The sequence below is a fragment of the Amycolatopsis taiwanensis DSM 45107 genome, assembly GCF_000519205.1.
Lineage (GTDB): Bacteria > Actinomycetota > Actinomycetes > Mycobacteriales > Pseudonocardiaceae > Amycolatopsis_E > Amycolatopsis_E taiwanensis.
The window spans coordinates 1-15,287 of sequence record NZ_JAFB01000010.1 but is presented as its reverse complement, the minus strand read 5'-3'; the positions used below and the strand labels follow the sequence as shown (position 1 = coordinate 15,287).

The following is a 15,287-nucleotide window of genomic DNA, read 5'->3' as shown; positions in this document are numbered from 1 at the left end:
CACGCGCGCCCGGACCCGGAACTCAAGCGCCCGAAGCGCGAACTCGCGGGCCTGAACCCGGAAGTCAGGTGCCGGAACCCGGAACTCGGACACCGGAAGCGGGAACTCGCGCGCCTGAGGCGGGGACTCGGACACCGGAAGCGGGAACTCGCGCGCCTGAAGCGGGAACTCGCGGGCCTGGGGTGGGGACACGCCGGAGGTGGGTTAGGCGAGGGCGGCCAGGGCGGTGTGGACGAGCACCCGGACGCCGACCGGGAGAGCGCGCTCGTCGAGGTCGAAGCCGGGACGGTGGAGGTCGCGCTGCTCGCCGGTACCGGACCAGACGCCGAGGCGGGCGAACGATCCGGGCACGTGTTCGAGATACCACGCGAAGTCCTCGCCGCCGGAGGACTGCTCGGTGCCGACGAGCGCGCCGTCGCCGAGGGCCGCGCCGACGCCGGCGCGCAGCAGGGCGGTGCTCTCCTCGTCACCGACGAGCGGCGGAACGCCGCGCCGGTAGTCCAGGGTGAACCCGACGCCGGTGGGTGCGAGCAGCGACTCCACCGAAGCCGACACCAGCGGCTCCAGCGCCTGCCACACCTCGTGGTCGGCCGTCCGCAGCGTCCCGCGCAGGACACCGTCCTGCGGGACCGCGTTCGCCGCCTGGCCGGCGTGCACCGCGCCCCACACCAGCACGGTGCCGGACCGCGGGTCGACCCGCCTCGACAGCAGCGAGGGCAGCGACGTGATCACCACTCCGAGCGCGTGCACGAGGTCGGCCGTCAGGTGCGGGCGCGACGTGTGCCCGCCGGGCGAGGTCAGCCCCAGCTCGATCAGGTCGGCGGCCGAGGTCAGCGCGCCCACGCGCGAGCCGACGCGCCCGACCTCCAGGCGAGGGTCGCAGTGCAGCCCGAAGATCCGGTCCACACCCTCCAGCCCGCCGGCGGCGATCACGTCGAGCGCCCCGCCCGGCATGACCTCCTCGGCCGGCTGGAAGATCAGCCGGACCCGGCCGGGCAGTTCCGGTGCCGAGGCCAGCGCCAACGCGGCGCCGAGCAGGATCGCGGTGTGCGCGTCGTGGCCGCAGGAGTGCGCCACGCCGTCCACTGTGGACGAATACGGCAGGCCGGTCGACTCGGTCAAGGGCAGCGCGTCGATGTCGGCGCGCAGGGCCACGCATGGGTTACCCCGGCCGACGTCGCAGATCAACCCGGTGCCACCGGGCAGCACGGTCGGCTGGAGCCCGGCGGAGCGCAGCACGGCGCCGATCAGCTCGGTGGTCGCGTGCTCGTTGCGGGCGAGTTCCGGGTTGGCGTGGATGTGCCGCCGCCAGGCAACCAGGTCGCTGCCGGCATCCGCCAGCCACTCGTCGAGCCAGAAGGGTCCTCTGCCCGCACCGAGGTCGGTCACAGGTGCCATGCTGACCCCGTCCGCTGTAATCAGCGCGCCGAGCGTCTCGGCTGGGGCACTTCCTTCACGGTCATCGGGAAGCCGTGAATCGAGCACGGTCACGCCAAACCTCCGTACGAACTCAGAGTTAACCCGTTTGACGCAATCTTGCCGCACGCAAGTGACCACTGTCCGCTTACCCCTACCTCCATCCGGATGGCCGGTAGTGGATCTGCGCTGAACGGCGCTACGGAATTCGGCTTGGCTGTACCGGTGTGACGGGTCGGTTCCCCTTGGCGAAAGGCCGCGTCAGGACTTGGCGGCCTTGCGCTTCTTCCGGCGCAGGTAGCGCCCGCCCACCACGATCGCCGCAAGCACCAGGACGATCAGGCCGATCACGACCTTGTTCTTGGTCTTCTCGGCGTTGGCCCGGTCCGTTTCGGCCGGATCGATGCGGGGGCCCGGGGGCGCGGTGGCCTGCTGCGCGAGGGGTGCAACCGACGTGGACAGCGCCACGGTCGCCTGCGAGGTCACGGCGGAGGCCGGCATGCCGGGGACGGCGAGCAGCACCACGACACTGAGCATCAACCCGGCCAGCAGCTTCTTGATCAATCCCGCCTCCCTGGACTCACCGGGTTCCAGTCTGCCCGTTCGACTACGGGAAGTCACGTTCCGAAAGCGTCCAGGATGCGTTGCGCCGCGAGCGTCGCGGTGAGCTCACCGTCACGCACCGCCTGCTCGACCTCGCCGACCAGGGCGCGTACCCGCGGGTGTTCGGCCAGCCGGCCGAGCAACTGGTCCCGCACCATCGCCCAGGTCCAGTCGACCTGCTGCTGTTTGCGCCTGCGCTCCAGCTCACCCGAGGAGATCAGCAAGCGCCGGTGCCGTTCGATCTGCTGCCACACCGTGTCCAGTCCGATGTCGTGCAGTCCGCTGCAGGTCAGCACCGGCGGCGTCCACGGCGCGTCCGGGCCGTAGATCATCCGCAGCGCCCCGGACAGCTCGCGCGCCGCGCGCCGGGCATCCCGCTCGTGGTCGCCGTCGGCCTTGTTCACCGCGATCACGTCGGCGAGCTCCAGCACGCCCTTCTTGATGCCCTGCAACTGGTCTCCGGTGCGCGCCAGGGTGAGGAACAGGAAGCAGTCGACCATGTTCGCCACGGCCACCTCGGACTGGCCGACCCCGACGGTCTCGACCAGCACGACGTCGTAACCGGCGGCCTCCATCAGCACGATCGTCTCGCGGGTCGCGCGCGCCACGCCGCCGAGCGTGCCGGAGGTGGGCGAGGGCCGGATGAAGGCGGCGGGATCGACCGCCAGCCGCGCCATGCGGGTCTTGTCCCCGAGGATGCTGCCGCCGGTCCGGGTGGACGACGGGTCGACGGCGAGCACCGCGACCCGGTGGCCGGCTTCGGTCAGGTCGGTGCCCAGCTGGTCGATGAAGGTCGACTTGCCGACTCCGGGCACCCCGGTGATGCCGACCCGGCGGGCACCCCCGGCCCGCGGCAGCAGCTCGACCAGCAGCTCCTGGGCCTGCTGCCGGTGGTCGGGGCGGCTCGACTCGACCAGCGTGATCGCCTTCGAGAGCGTGCCGCGGTCGCCCGCGAGGACACCCTTGGCGTACTCGGCGATGTCAACCTGGCGGGCCACTCAAACCTGCCGTGCGGGTGTGCTCCGGGCGGGGCGCCTGGTCATTGGCCGGCCGCCGCGAGCTGGTCCAGCAGGCCCAGGGCGGCGTCGGCGATCACCGTGCCCGGCCCGAAGATCGCGGACGCGCCCGCTTCGCGCAGGGCGTCGTGGTCCTGGGGCGGGATCACACCGCCGACGACGATCATGATGTCCGCCCGGCCGAGGTCGGCAAGCTCCGCGCGCAGCGCGGGGACGAGCGAGAGGTGCCCGGCGGCCAGCGAGGACACGCCGACGATGTGCACGTCCGCCTCGACGGCCTGGCGCGCGACCTCCGCCGGGGTGGAGAACAGCGGTCCCACGTCCACGTCGAACCCGAGGTCGGCGAACGCGGTCGCGATGACCTTCTGGCCGCGGTCGTGCCCGTCCTGCCCCATCTTGGCGACGAGGATTCGCGGTCGCCGACCCTCGTCCTCAGCGAACCGCTCGACCTGCTCGCGTACCTTGTCCACGTTCCCGGCCTTCCCGACCTCGTCCCGGTACACGCCGGAAATGGTACGAATCTGGCCCGAGTGCCGGCCCCAGACCTGCTCCAGCGCCGACGAGATCTCGCCGACGGTGGCCTTGGCCCGAGCGGCGTCGATGGCCAACTCGAGGAGGTTTCCGTCACCGCTCGCGGCCTCGGTCAACCGGCGCAACGCGTCCTGGGTGGCCGCCTCGTCGCGCTCCTCCCGCAGCCGACGCAGCTTCTCGAGCTGCTGCGCGCGTACGCCGGCGTTGTCCACCTTGAGCACGTCGATCTGCTGGTCGTCCACGACGTGGTACTTGTTGACGCCGATCACGGGTTGCCGCCCGGAGTCGATCCGCGCCTGCGTACGCGCGGCCGCCTCTTCGATACGCAGCTTGGGGATGCCGGCGTCGATCGCCCTGGCCATCCCGCCGGCCGACTCGACCTCACTGATATGCCCCCACGCCTTGCGGGCCAGGTCGTAGGTGAGCCGTTCGACGAACGCGCTGCCACCCCACGGGTCGATCACCCGGTTGGTGCCGGACTCCTGCTGGAGCAGCAGCTGGGTGTTGCGGGCGATCCGCGCGGAGAAGTCGGTCGGCAGGGCGAGCGCCTCGTCCAGCGCGTTGGTGTGCAGGGACTGCGTATGCCCCTGCGTCGCGGCCATCGCCTCGACACAGGTGCGGACGACGTTGTTGTAGACGTCCTGGGCGGTCAGTGACCAGCCGGAGGTCTGACAGTGCGTACGCAACGACAACGACTTCTCGTTGCGGGGTGTGAACTGCTTGACCAGCTTGGCCCACAGCAGCCGGGCCGCCCGCAGCTTCGCGACCTCCATGAAGAAGTTCATGCCGATGGCCCAGAAGAACGACAGGCGCGGCGCGAACTTGTCGATGTCGAGCCCCGCGTCCAAGCCCGCGCGGAGGTACTCGACTCCGTCGGCGAGCGTGTAGGCCAGCTCCAGGTCCGCGGTCGCGCCGGCCTCCTGCATGTGGTAGCCGGAGATCGAGATCGAGTTGAACCGCGGCATCCGCTGCGAGGTGAAGGCGAAGATGTCGGAGATGATCCGCATCGACGGCCGCGGCGGGTAGATGTAGGTGTTGCGGACCATGAACTCCTTGAGGATGTCGTTCTGGATGGTCCCGGCGAGCTTTTCCGGCGCGACGCCCTGCTCTTCCGCGGCGACGATGTAGAGCGCGAGCACGGGCAGCACCGCGCCGTTCATCGTCATCGACACGCTCATCTCGTCGAGCGGTATGCCGTCGAACAACTGCCGCATGTCGTAGATCGAGTCGATCGCGACCCCGGCCATGCCGACGTCACCGGCGACGCGCGGATGGTCGGAGTCGTAGCCGCGGTGGGTGGCCAGGTCGAAGGCCACGGACAGGCCCTTCTGCCCGGCCGCCAGGTTGCGGCGGTAGAACGCGTTGGACTCCTCCGCGGTGGAGAAACCCGCGTACTGGCGGATCGTCCACGGCTGGTTCACATACATCGTCGGGTATGGTCCGCGCAGGAACGGCGCGATGCCCGGGTAGGTGTTCAGGAAGTCCAAACCGGACAGGTCGTCGGCGGTGTAGAGCGGTTTCACGCCGATGCCCTCGGGCGTTTCCCACGCCAGCGCGTCCGCCCCCTTGCCGGTGCTGGCCTGCAACGCCTCGGCCCAGCCGGCCGCACTGCCGGGTTCGGGGATGCCGAGTTCGATGCCGGTGAAGTCCGGGATGGTCATCACTTCACTCCCAGCGTCTCGAGCAGGCCTCGCAACACGACCAGCGCGTCGCAGCCGGCGTGAACGAATCCGTTGATTCCGGGGTATTCGCCGGGCTTGCCGGCCAGCAGCACCTCGGCCGCGCCGGCTTCCCGGAGACCGGCCGCGACCTGCTCGGCGTGCTCGGCGTAGGACCGGTCGCTGCCGCACAGGCACGCTATCCGCGCGCCACTGGCGCGGAAGGCCGTCACGACGTCGTCAACCGCGCCCGGGTTGACCGGCTCGATGCCGCCGGCCTGGAACAGGTTCGACGCGAACGTGGCGCGAGCGGTGTGCGCGGCGAGCGGCCCGAGGGTGGCCAGGAAGATCTTCGGCCGTTCACCGTGCTCAGCCAGGTGCGCGTCGGAACGGTCCCGCAGCCGCTCGTAGGACTGCGCATACCGCACGCGGGGCAGCCCACCGTCCACAACGGACGGAGCGGGCGGCCGTTCGACGGGTTCCTCGGCCAGGTTGGGAAACTCGCTGACACCGGTGATCGGGTCCTGGCGGGTCGCGAGCCGGGCCGAGCGGGCCGCCCAGGTGGCGGCCAGCCGGTCCGCCACAAAACCGGAGTCCAGCGCGGCGACGACACCACCCTGCCGTTCGATCTCGACGAACTCCCGCCACGCGGCGTTGGCCAGCGCGTCGGTCAGGTTCTCCACGTACCAGGACCCGCCGGCCGGGTCGATCACCCCGGCCAGCCGGGACTCCTCCAGCAGGATCGACTGGGTGTTGCGCGCGATGCGGCGCGAGAACGAATCGGGGAGACCGATCGCGGCGTCGAACGGCAACACGGTCACGGCGTCCGCGCCGCCGACTCCGGCCGCGAAGCAGGCGACGGTGGCACGCACCATGTTCACCCACGGGTCCCGCTGGGTCAGCATCGCCGGGGAGGTGACGGCGTGCTGGCGCATCCCGTGCGCGGTCCCGCCGGACACCTCGGTGATCCGGGACCAGACCCGCCGGGCCGCGCGCAGCTTCGCGATGGTGAGGAACTGGTCGGCGGTGGCGGCGAGGCGGAATTCGAGTTGGGCGGCGGCCTCATCGACGTTCAGCCCCGCGGCGGTGAGCGCCCGCAGGTAGGCCACGCCCGCCGCGACGCTCGCGCCGAGTTCCTGCGCGTCCGAACCACCTGCCTCGTGGAACGGGAGCCCGTCGACGACGATCGTGCGCAGCTTCGGATAACGCTTCGCCAGCCGGGCGGCCAGTTCCGCCGCGGGAGCGAGGTCGTGCCGGTCACCGGTGCGCGCCCGCAACCCGACCGGGTCCGCGCCGATTCCCCCCGAGACCTCGCTGTCGGGCACACCGGCGAACAGTTCGAGCAGGTTCTTCGCCGCGTTTTCGTAGTCCTCGCCCGGTTCGAGCACGACCGGGGCAAGGTCGAGGTGGACGCCGTCGAGCGCCGCCGCGTAGTGCGCCGCCGGGATTCTCAGCCACAGCGAGGTCGCTCCGTTGGACAGGTCGGCCAGCGCCGCCCGGTTCGTCACGGCCGGGTCCGGGTCGGCGTGCAGCGTCCGGAGGTCCCAGCCGGCGCGGACGGAACCTTCCGGCCGGCCGCCCCGGACGAACGGCGGCACGCCGGGGAAACCGGCCGGCGGGGCCTGGTCCTCGGCGGTGTACAGCGGCTGGAGGTCGATCCCGTCGTAGGTCCGGCCGGCCAGCAGGTGCTCCGGCGCGCCCGCGAAATTTTCCGGCAGGGCGCCGCTCTTCCGGAGAACCCCCGCGACCAGCCGCTGCCAGTCGGCACGCGTTCCCGGCTCGAACTCGGCCGCGAGATCGAGGTGTCCAGGCGTTGTCGCTCCACTCGGACTCATGCTTCCTCCGCGAGTTTGCGTGCGACCGCGGCCGGGACAAGGGCGCTCGCCTGGTGGTCACCCTGGTTGCCGCGACTTGGCACGAGGGGTGTCATACCTAGCGATGGTAGGGCCAAGGACAGGGGCGGGGATGTGACACAGGCCCTGCTTGACACAATGGGGTCCGTGTCCTCCGCTAGCGAAGAGTCACGGGTCGTCGCCGGGCGCTACCGGCTGCGTTCCGTGCTGGGCTCGGGATCGATGGGCACCGTCTGGTCCGCCTACGACGAGTTCCTGCGCCGGCCGGTGGCGGTCAAGGAGATCCTGCTCCCGCCGGGGGTGACCACCGCGCAGGCCGACGAGTTGCGCGAGCGGACCCTGCGGGAGGCTCGCGCGATCGCGGTGCTGTCCCACCCGAACGTGATCGTGCTGCACGACGTGGCTCGCGAGAACGGCGAGCCGTTCGTCGTCATGGAGCTGCTGCCTTCCCACAGCCTCACCGAGCTGCTGCGTGAGCATGGTCCTCTCAACGCCGAGCAGGCCGCCGCGGTGGGCGACGCGGTCGCCGCCGCGCTGGAGGCCGCCCACGACGCCGGGATCACACACCGTGACGTCAAACCCGGCAATGTGCTGGTCGCCGAGGACGGTCGGATCAAGCTGACCGACTTCGGCATCGCGCGAAACGTCTCCGAAGCGACGATGACCCGGACCGGAATGACCCTGGGCTCACCGTCCTACATCGCCCCCGAGGTCGCCTCCGGGCGCGCGGTCACCCCGGCCGCCGACCTGTGGGGGCTCGGCGCGACCCTGTTCCACCTCGTCGAGGGCCGCCCGCCCTACGACGCCGACGGGGATCCGCTGGCGACCGTCGGCAAGGTCGTCAAGGGTGAGGTCCCGCGGCCCAGCCCTGGGCCGCTCGCGCCGGTGATCACCGGGCTGATGGCCAAGGCACCGCTGGACCGGATGCCGCTGCGCGAGGTTCGCCAGCGGCTGTACCCGCTGATCACACAGGCCCCGTCGGTGCTGTTCGGGCCGGAGATGTTCCGCCAGGCGAGCGGGTGGCGCGCGGAGGCGACCGACACCAGGGAGATGGCATCCGCCCCGGCCCAGCCTCCTGTCGCGGCCACCCTGGCGGGAAGCCGCGACGCGCTGGCCGCCGACCCCGGTCCCCTGCCCTTCGAGCCCGCGCCCGGCCCCGTGGCCGACCCCGCGCCACCGGGCCGGAGCAGGACCGCCACGGCGGTGCTCACCGGTGCCGCGATCCTGCTGTTCGTCGTTTCCGCGGTCGGCGGTTTCGCCGCGGCCCGGGCCATCGGGGGACAGCCGCCGCTCACGCCGCCGTCGCACGCGGCCCCGTCGGTCCCGCAGGAGCCGCCCACCAAATTCGAGCGCCAGGAAGGCAACGCCCCGAGCACCCGTGGGCAGGACGCCAGGTTCACCGTGGAGGTGCCGGCCGACTGGCAGAAGTTCACCACCTCGCAGTCGGGCGACAACCTGCCACCGTCCACATTGGTGCAATGGGTTTCGCCGGACGGTGCGCAGGTGCTCGCGGTGGACCACATCGCCGACTACCCCTCGACCTACTCGCCGGACTTCTACCTGAGCACCGGGCCGAGCCATCTCGACGGCTTCGAGGTGGTGGACCGGGCGCTGCTGCCGAAGGAGCAGGGCGACGGTCTCACGATCACCTATCGGACGCTGGTCACCGGCAACGGCACGCAGCAGTCCCGGACGACGTTCGCGAAGATCGTCAAGTCCGGCACCGACCTGTGGGCGGTGAGCGTTACGGTGCCGACCGCGCAGGAGGACATCGCGCGGACCGCGCTGTACCAGCGCATGGTGCCGACGTTCACGGTCGGCTGACCTGGTCCCCGCCGAACCGCTCTCTCGACGCGCTCTGCTGGGCCAGCCGGCGCAGCGCGGTGAACAGCGCGTCGCCGAGCACCGTGCCGATCACCGCTCCCTCCACAATGGACTCCATGGTGGGCAGGCCGGACACCAGGTCGAGGTCGATCTCGGCCATGCGGGCGGCGACTTCGGCGTAATCGGAAATCCGGTCGAGCAGGTCCGTACGACCCAGTTCCGCGTACGTACAGAGCGTGCCGGCGAGCGCCTCGACCACGACGTCGTCCTTGCAGAGCGGCCAGCCCCGTTCTTCGGCGACCCGCCGGATCAGCGACATCGCCCAGTCTCGTGACTCGTCGGTGGCGCGCGCCTTCGACGTGGCCAGCCCGTACTGGGCGAGGCCGAGGACGCTGTGCGTCGAAGTCCGGTCGTCGATCGCCTGGAGCACTTCGCGCACCCCGGCGATGGACAGGCCGCCGACATCGAGCAGCGCGCGCACCAACTTCAGCCGTCGGACATGCTCCGCGTTGTACCGCGCCTGGTTGGGGCTCGTGCGCTCGCCGGGCGGCAGCAGCCCTTCGCGCAGGTAGTACTTGATCGTCGCGACCGGCACCCCGGATTCCCGGCTCAGCTCCGCCATCCGCACGTGGTTTCTCCCTGTGGCTTCTCAGCACGTTCTCAGTATGGATAGTTTAGCTTCCCATAACAGATAGCACCACTATCTACACAGTCGCGCGCAAACTCGCGGAGGAACAAGCCATGACCACCAGTTGGAATCGTCCGATGCTCCTCTTCGCCGGCCTGATGGGGGTGATGACGGTCGTCTGCGTCGGCGGGCTGCTCTTCGACGACCGGATCCTGATCGGGGCACCGATCTGGGCCAAACCGTTCAAGTTCGCCGTTTCCATGGGCATCTACTGCCTGACCTGGGCCTGGCTGGCATCGCTGGTGGCCAGGGGAAGACGGCTGGTCAACCTGGTCTCGGCGGGCGTCGTGGCGATGCTGGCCGTGGAATACGTCATCATCGTCGGCCAGACCGTACGGGGCAGGCCCAGCCATTTCGACGTCGGCACATCCTTCGACCGACTGCTCTACATCATCATGGCGATCAGCGCCGGGTCGCTTTGGCTCGGCACGCTGGCGCTGTCCGTGCCGCTGATGCGGACGCCGATCATCGGCGCCGCGAACCGGCTGGCCATCCGGCTCGGCGCCGTGATCGCCCTGATCGGTATCGGTATCGCCGTTCTCATGACGACCCCGCGTCCAGGGCAGCCCGGTGCGCAGGGCGTGGTCGGCGCACACAGCGTCGGCGTGGCGGACGACGGTCCGGGCCTGCCGATCCTGGGCTGGAGCACGACCGGCGGCGATCTGCGCATCCCGCATTTCTTCGGTATGCACGCGCTGCAGGCACTGCCGCTGTTCGCCCTGCTGCTCGGCAGGTTGGCTCGCCGGTTCCCGCGCCTGCGCACCGAGCGGGTGCAGACCCGCCTGGTCGCGATCGCGGCCGCCGTTTACGTGGCCCTGCTCGCATTGGTCACCTGGCAGGCGTTGCGCGGCCAGTCCATCGTCCACCCCGACGCGCTCACCCTGGGTGTGCTGGCCGCCCTTGTCGTGGGCGCCGCCGGCGGCACGTTGATCACACTGACTCGCCGGGATGCCGTCCCGCTTCCGGAGCCCGGCCTCGCGAAAACCGCCACGCGCGAGGTGGTGCGCTGATGTTCGACTGGGCGTTCTACCTCGCGGAACCGTTCTGGGCACTGATGATCTTCTTGCCGCGCTGGTCGTGGACGCGGCGGATCATGGCCTCGCCATGGGTGTGCCTGCTCCCGCTCGTGGTCTACTTCTGGGCCGTGCTACCGCACTTCGCCGAGTTTTGGCGGGTCATGAGCCGTCCCGATCTCGGGGCGCTACAAGCGTTCTTGAGCCAGCCCTACGGCGCCACGGCGATCTGGGCGCACCTGATCTGCTTCGACCTGTTCCTGGGCCGGTGGATGTACTTCGAGGCACGGGACCGCGGAATCCGCGCGCTGATCGTCAGCCCCATCCTGCTGCTGACGATCTTCCTGTCCCCGATCGGTCTCGTCGCCTTCCTCGCCGTGCGGTCCGCACACCGCCGCGCACCGGGCAAGGTCGAAGCCGGAACGGCTCCTGAGAAGATGACGACGTGAGTGAACAAGAGTTGGCGGCCGCCGCGGCCGCGACCATCGCCGAACGCACCGGATTCGCCCGGCACGACATCGCGGTGGTGCTGGGTTCCGGCTGGCGGCCCGCGGCGGACGTGCTGGGCAGCCCGGACGCCGAGATTCCGCTCGGGGAGTTGCCTGGCTTCGAGACCCCGACCGCCGTGGGGCACGGTGGCACCGTGCGGTCGGTGGACATCGACGGCAAGCGGGCGCTCGTGTTGCTCGGCCGCACGCACCTGTACGAGGGCAGGGGCGTCGCCCGCGTGGTGCACAACGTGCGCACCGCGGCGGCCGCCGGGGTCAAGTCCGTCCTGCTCACCAATGCCGCCGGCGGCCTGCGCGAGGGCTTCCGGGTCGGACAACCCGTGGTCATCAGCGACCACCTGAACATGACCTCCACCTCGCCGATCACCGGCGCCAACTTCGTCGACCTGGTCGATCTGTACTCGCACCGGTTGCGCGCGCTGGCCCGCGAGGTCGACCCCAGCCTCGAAGAGGGCGTCTACGCCGGGCTGCCGGGGCCGCACTTCGAGACCCCGGCCGAGATCCGCATGCTGCGCACGCTCGGCGCCGACCTGGTCGGGATGTCGACCGTGCTGGAAGCCATCGCGGCCCGCGCGGCCGGGGTCGAGGTGTTCGGCCTCTCGCTGGTGACCAACCTGGCGGCCGGCATGACCGGGGAGCCGCTCAACCACGAGGAGGTGCTGGCGGCCGGGCGCGCTTCCGCCCAGCAGATGGGTTCCCTGCTGCGTGCCCTCGCCTCTCGCGCCTGACTCGGTGCTTGGTCGAGGACTCGCCGTACCTCCGGACGGCGGGTCTCCGGCGGTTCCGGAACAGGCTCAGGCGCGAGACGCGAGTTCGGCCAACCTCGGTGCGATGTCCTCCGGCGCGGGCATCTCGGCGATCTCGGCGGCGATGGCCCGCGCGGCGGCCCGTACTCCGTCGTCGACGAGCAGTCGCTTCGCCGTTTCTGCGACCGGCTCGGCAGACTGGTCGTCTCCGAACAGCTGGGCCCCGGCGCCGGCCGTCACCACGGCCTCGGCGTTGTCGAACTGGTCGGCGCCCTGCGGAAGCACCAGCTGCGGCAGCCCGTTGGCCAGCGCGCCCAGCGTGGTGCCACTGCCGCCGTGGTGCACCACGAGGTCCACGTGCGACAGCAGGTCCGCCTGCGGCACCCACGCCCGCACCTCGACGTTGTCCGGGAGGTCGCCGAGCGCTCGCGCGTCGATCGACGGCCCGGCCGCGACGAGCACGTCCACATCGAGCCCCGCCAGCCCGGCAATGGCTTGTTTCAACACCGGAATCACGCCGAAGGCCGTCCCGAGTGTCAGGTACGCGAGCGGCCGCCCGCGGTCGCGGGAAAGCACCGACGCCGGCAGCTCACCCGGCTCGTTCACCGGCACCGGTCGCATCGGAGTCCGGTTCACCTTCGCGAGGAACTCCTTGCCCTGCAACGATTCCGGATAGATGTCCAGGTAAGGGTCGCCACCGCCGCCAACGGGAGCCAACTCGACGCCGACTTCCGCGGCGAACGTGGTCAGCCGGTTGACTATCGCGCTGGACATGGGGCTGCTCGTCTCCAGGCCGAAACCTTGACAGATCCCGGGAATGCCAGCCAGCCTGGCCGCGACGAGCGCGCCGGGGTTACCCGCCCCATACACGACCACGTCCGGCCGCACCCGCTCCAGCACCGGCCCGAGGTCCCGGACGAACGCGCGTGGCAGCGCGTCACCCAAAACAGCACTGGCCATTTCTTTTTGCCGCTGGGGTGTCAGGTCAGCGGGCTTCAGCCGCTCGCCGCCGTTCGCTTCGGCAAACGCCTGGACCACGTCGATCCCAGCATCCACGACGTCCAGCCCGAACAATTTCAGGTTCGGGTGGAAGGACTCACCGGTCGCGAACAGCACATCGTGCCCGGCGTCGCGACTGGCGAGCGCCAACGGAATGAGGGGGTAAGCATGGCCATATGCCGGCAGGCTGGAGAACACAACGCGCATGTGCGCACACTAACCGTGCTGGCCTGAGATTTTGCTTATGTTCACCATTTCCCGAGACCGAACGACCAGCGTGTGCGCCAATTCCAACCGACAGGCATGCTCCCCGCTGCGGTTGCCGCATAAGCTGATCACGTGAACAGCGATGGCCGGCTTACCTCCGAACTGCGCGACCAGGCGTTCCGGTGGATCGCCGACGACGTGGACGCCGGCTCGCGCGCCGAACTGGAGTCGATCCTGGCCGAGGCGATGGTCGGGGTGCCGGCGGCGATCGCCGACCTGACCGACCGGATGGGCGGACCGCTCGAGTTCGGCACCGCGGGCCTGCGCGGTCCGGTGCGCGCCGGGCCGAACGGGATGAACCCGGCGGTTGTGGTCCGGACCACTGCGGGTGTCGCCTCATGGCTGACGGCACATGGCCACTCCGGCCGGATCGTCGTCGTGGGGCGGGACGCCCGGCATGGCTCGGCGGAATTCGCCAGCGCGGCCGCCGAGGTCCTTCGGGCGGCGGGGTTCGACGTACGCGTCCTGCCTGGCCCGTTGCCGACGCCGGTGCTGGCCTTCGCCGTCCGGCATCTCGGTGCCGCCGCGGGAATCCAGATCACCGCGTCGCACAATCCCCCTGCCGACAACGGTTACAAGCTCTACGACGGCAGTGGGGCGCAGATCGTGCCGCCGAGTGACCAGGAAATCGAGACGGCGATCGCGAGCGCACCCGCCGCGCGCCAGGTGCCACAGGCGCTGGGTGCGACTCCGCTCGGTGAAGAAGTGCTCCACGACTATCTGGCGCGGGTGGCGGGGCTGCCGCGGGGAACCGCACGCGCCCTGCGGGTGGCCGCGACCCCGATGCACGGGGTGGGCGGCGAGGTGCTGACCCAGGCGCTCGCGCAGGCCGGATTCACCGACGTCCGACTGGTCGCTGAGCAGGCCGAGCCAGACCCGGACTTCCCGACGGTGTCGTTTCCGAACCCGGAGGAACCCGGCGCGGCCGACCTGCTGCTCGCCCTCGCGTCCGAAATGGACGCCGACCTCGCGATCGCGCTCGACCCCGACGCCGACCGCTGTGCCCTCGGCGTGCGGGATCGCGATGGTGCCTGGCGAATGCTGCGCGGCGACGAAACCGGGGTTCTGCTGGGCGAACACATACTGTCCACAACGGACGTCGCGGATCCACTGGTGGCCACGACGATCGTGTCGTCGTCGATGCTGGAGAGCATCGCCGCAGCGCACGGGGCCCGGTATGCGGAGACCCTGACGGGCTTCAAGTGGCTGGTCCGCGCCGGCGCGAACTTGGTCTACGCCTATGAGGAAGCCCTCGGTCTGTGTGTGAACCCGGATTTCGTGCTGGACAAGGACGGGATCGCCGCGGCCGTGCTGGCCTGTGACCTGGCGGCGACGCTGAAGGCGGCCGGCCGTTGTCTGCTCGACGTGCTGGACGAGCTCACGGTCCGGCACGACGTCCATCTGACCGACCAGATCTCTCTGCGGGTGACCGACCTGGGTGAGCGCGCAAAGTTGCTGGCCGCGCTGCGGTCGACGCCACCAACCGAGTTCGCCGGGATTCCGGTGACCACCGAGGACCTCCTGCCCGAGGCCGATGTGCTGCGGATGCGTGGACCGGGCGTGCGGGTGGTGATCCGCCCGTCGGGTACCGAACCGAAGCTCAAGACCTACCTCGAGGTGACGGAACCGGTGCCGGGCACCGACGCGCTGGATGCCGCTCGTTCGACCGCGTCGAGCCGGCTGTCCGCACTGCGCGAAGCCATCAACTCGCTGCTTGCCCCGGGGGCCTGATCCGGCTGTCCACAACGGACGTCGCGGACCCACTGGTGGCCACGGCGTTGGAGCAAGGTGGATTTGCTACGAAACCAAACCGGTTCCGGGCATGAAAACACCCGTGGGGCTCCAGGATGAACCTGGAGCCCCACGGGCGATAAGTTGTGTTCGGCGGTGTCCTACTCTCCCACACTCTTTCGGGTGCAGTACCATCGGCGCTGGTGGGCTTAGCTTCCGGGTTCGGGATGGGTCCGGGCGTTTCCCTCACCGCTGTCACCACCGAAACTCTGTGAAACAACACACAGTAGTTTGGTTGATCGTGTGTGGTGTTTCAGAGTTGTAGAGTGGATGCGTGAGCATGTTTGTGGGTAAGTCCTCGGCCTGTTAGTACCAGTCAACTCGTGAACACATTGCTGTGCTTCCATTTCTGGCCTATCAACCCGGTCGTCTT

12 protein-coding genes and 1 rRNA gene are annotated in these 15,287 nt (G+C 70.1%); 5 read left to right on the top strand and 8 right to left on the bottom strand.

The genetic code is table 11. The features are described from left to right. Positions 1-204: 204 nt before the first annotated feature. The 5 genes from A3CU_RS0109410 to A3CU_RS0109390 form a co-directional block, all read right to left on the bottom strand. Positions 205-1,491 carry an amidohydrolase gene (locus tag A3CU_RS0109410; RefSeq protein WP_027942063.1) on the bottom strand — a complete coding sequence of 429 codons (1,287 nt, stop codon included), beginning with the start codon at positions 1,489-1,491 and terminating at the stop codon, positions 205-207. A 186-nt stretch (positions 1,492-1,677) separates the two neighbouring features. Further along, on the bottom strand, positions 1,678-1,980 hold the full coding sequence (locus A3CU_RS0109405; protein ID WP_027942062.1) for a hypothetical protein: 303 nt from the start codon (positions 1,978-1,980) through the stop codon (positions 1,678-1,680). A 53-nt stretch (positions 1,981-2,033) separates the two neighbouring features. Continuing rightward, the gene (gene meaB, locus A3CU_RS0109400) at positions 2,034-3,017 is read right to left on the bottom strand and encodes a methylmalonyl Co-A mutase-associated GTPase MeaB (RefSeq protein ID WP_027942061.1); all 984 of its coding nucleotides are present in this window, start codon (positions 3,015-3,017) and stop codon (positions 2,034-2,036) included. Between the two features lie 41 nt (positions 3,018-3,058). Then, positions 3,059-5,227 carry a methylmalonyl-CoA mutase gene (gene scpA / locus A3CU_RS0109395; RefSeq protein ID WP_027942060.1) on the bottom strand — a complete coding sequence of 723 codons (2,169 nt, stop codon included), beginning with the start codon at positions 5,225-5,227 and terminating at the stop codon, positions 3,059-3,061. Beyond that, on the bottom strand, positions 5,227-7,059 hold the full coding sequence (locus A3CU_RS0109390) for a methylmalonyl-CoA mutase family protein (protein WP_027942059.1): 1,833 nt from the start codon (positions 7,057-7,059) through the stop codon (positions 5,227-5,229). Before A3CU_RS0109390 ends, scpA begins: the two co-directional genes overlap by 1 nt. Before the next feature lie 156 nt (positions 7,060-7,215). Between A3CU_RS0109390 and A3CU_RS0109385 the strand changes: the two genes are divergently transcribed. Then, positions 7,216-8,901 (top strand): serine/threonine-protein kinase, encoded by a 1,686-nt coding sequence (locus tag A3CU_RS0109385; protein ID WP_052371593.1) that lies wholly within the window; start codon positions 7,216-7,218, stop codon positions 8,899-8,901. Here A3CU_RS0109385 and A3CU_RS44165 read toward each other — a convergent pair. Further along, positions 8,888-9,523: a MerR family transcriptional regulator gene (locus A3CU_RS44165; protein WP_211246391.1), complete on the bottom strand. Its 636-nt coding sequence runs from the start codon at positions 9,521-9,523 to the stop codon at positions 8,888-8,890. The two genes, A3CU_RS0109385 and A3CU_RS44165, sit on opposite strands and share 14 nt — an antisense overlap. Positions 9,524-9,642: 119 nt before the next feature. Between A3CU_RS44165 and A3CU_RS44160 the strand changes: the two genes are divergently transcribed. From A3CU_RS44160 to A3CU_RS0109365, 3 genes are read left to right on the top strand one after another with little or no spacing between them, the layout of a single operon-like run. Continuing rightward, positions 9,643-10,599 (top strand): hypothetical protein, encoded by a 957-nt coding sequence (locus A3CU_RS44160; protein WP_052371592.1) that lies wholly within the window; start codon positions 9,643-9,645, stop codon positions 10,597-10,599. Further along, positions 10,599-11,051 carry an ABA4-like family protein gene (locus A3CU_RS44155; protein WP_052371591.1) on the top strand — a complete coding sequence of 151 codons (453 nt, stop codon included), beginning with the start codon at positions 10,599-10,601 and terminating at the stop codon, positions 11,049-11,051. The genes A3CU_RS44160 and A3CU_RS44155 overlap by 1 nt, the downstream gene beginning before the upstream one ends. Further along, complete coding sequence (locus tag A3CU_RS0109365; RefSeq protein ID WP_027942057.1) at positions 11,048-11,839, top strand: purine-nucleoside phosphorylase; 792 nt, start codon at positions 11,048-11,050, stop codon at positions 11,837-11,839. Before A3CU_RS44155 ends, A3CU_RS0109365 begins: the two co-directional genes overlap by 4 nt. Before the next feature lie 66 nt (positions 11,840-11,905). On the opposite strand, the gene A3CU_RS0109360 is transcribed toward A3CU_RS0109365, so the two are convergent. Next, positions 11,906-13,063 (bottom strand): glycosyltransferase, encoded by a 1,158-nt coding sequence (locus tag A3CU_RS0109360; RefSeq protein ID WP_027942056.1) that lies wholly within the window; start codon positions 13,061-13,063, stop codon positions 11,906-11,908. Between the two features lie 132 nt (positions 13,064-13,195). Here A3CU_RS0109360 and A3CU_RS0109355 point away from each other — a divergent pair, with 132 nt between their 5' ends. Continuing rightward, positions 13,196-14,854, top strand: coding sequence for a phospho-sugar mutase (locus A3CU_RS0109355; RefSeq protein ID WP_027942055.1), 1,659 nt, complete (start codon positions 13,196-13,198; stop codon positions 14,852-14,854). A 148-nt stretch (positions 14,855-15,002) separates the two neighbouring features. Here A3CU_RS0109355 and rrf read toward each other — a convergent pair. After that, positions 15,003-15,120, bottom strand: a 5S ribosomal RNA gene (rrf, locus tag A3CU_RS0109350). Positions 15,121-15,287: the final 167 nt, after the last annotated feature.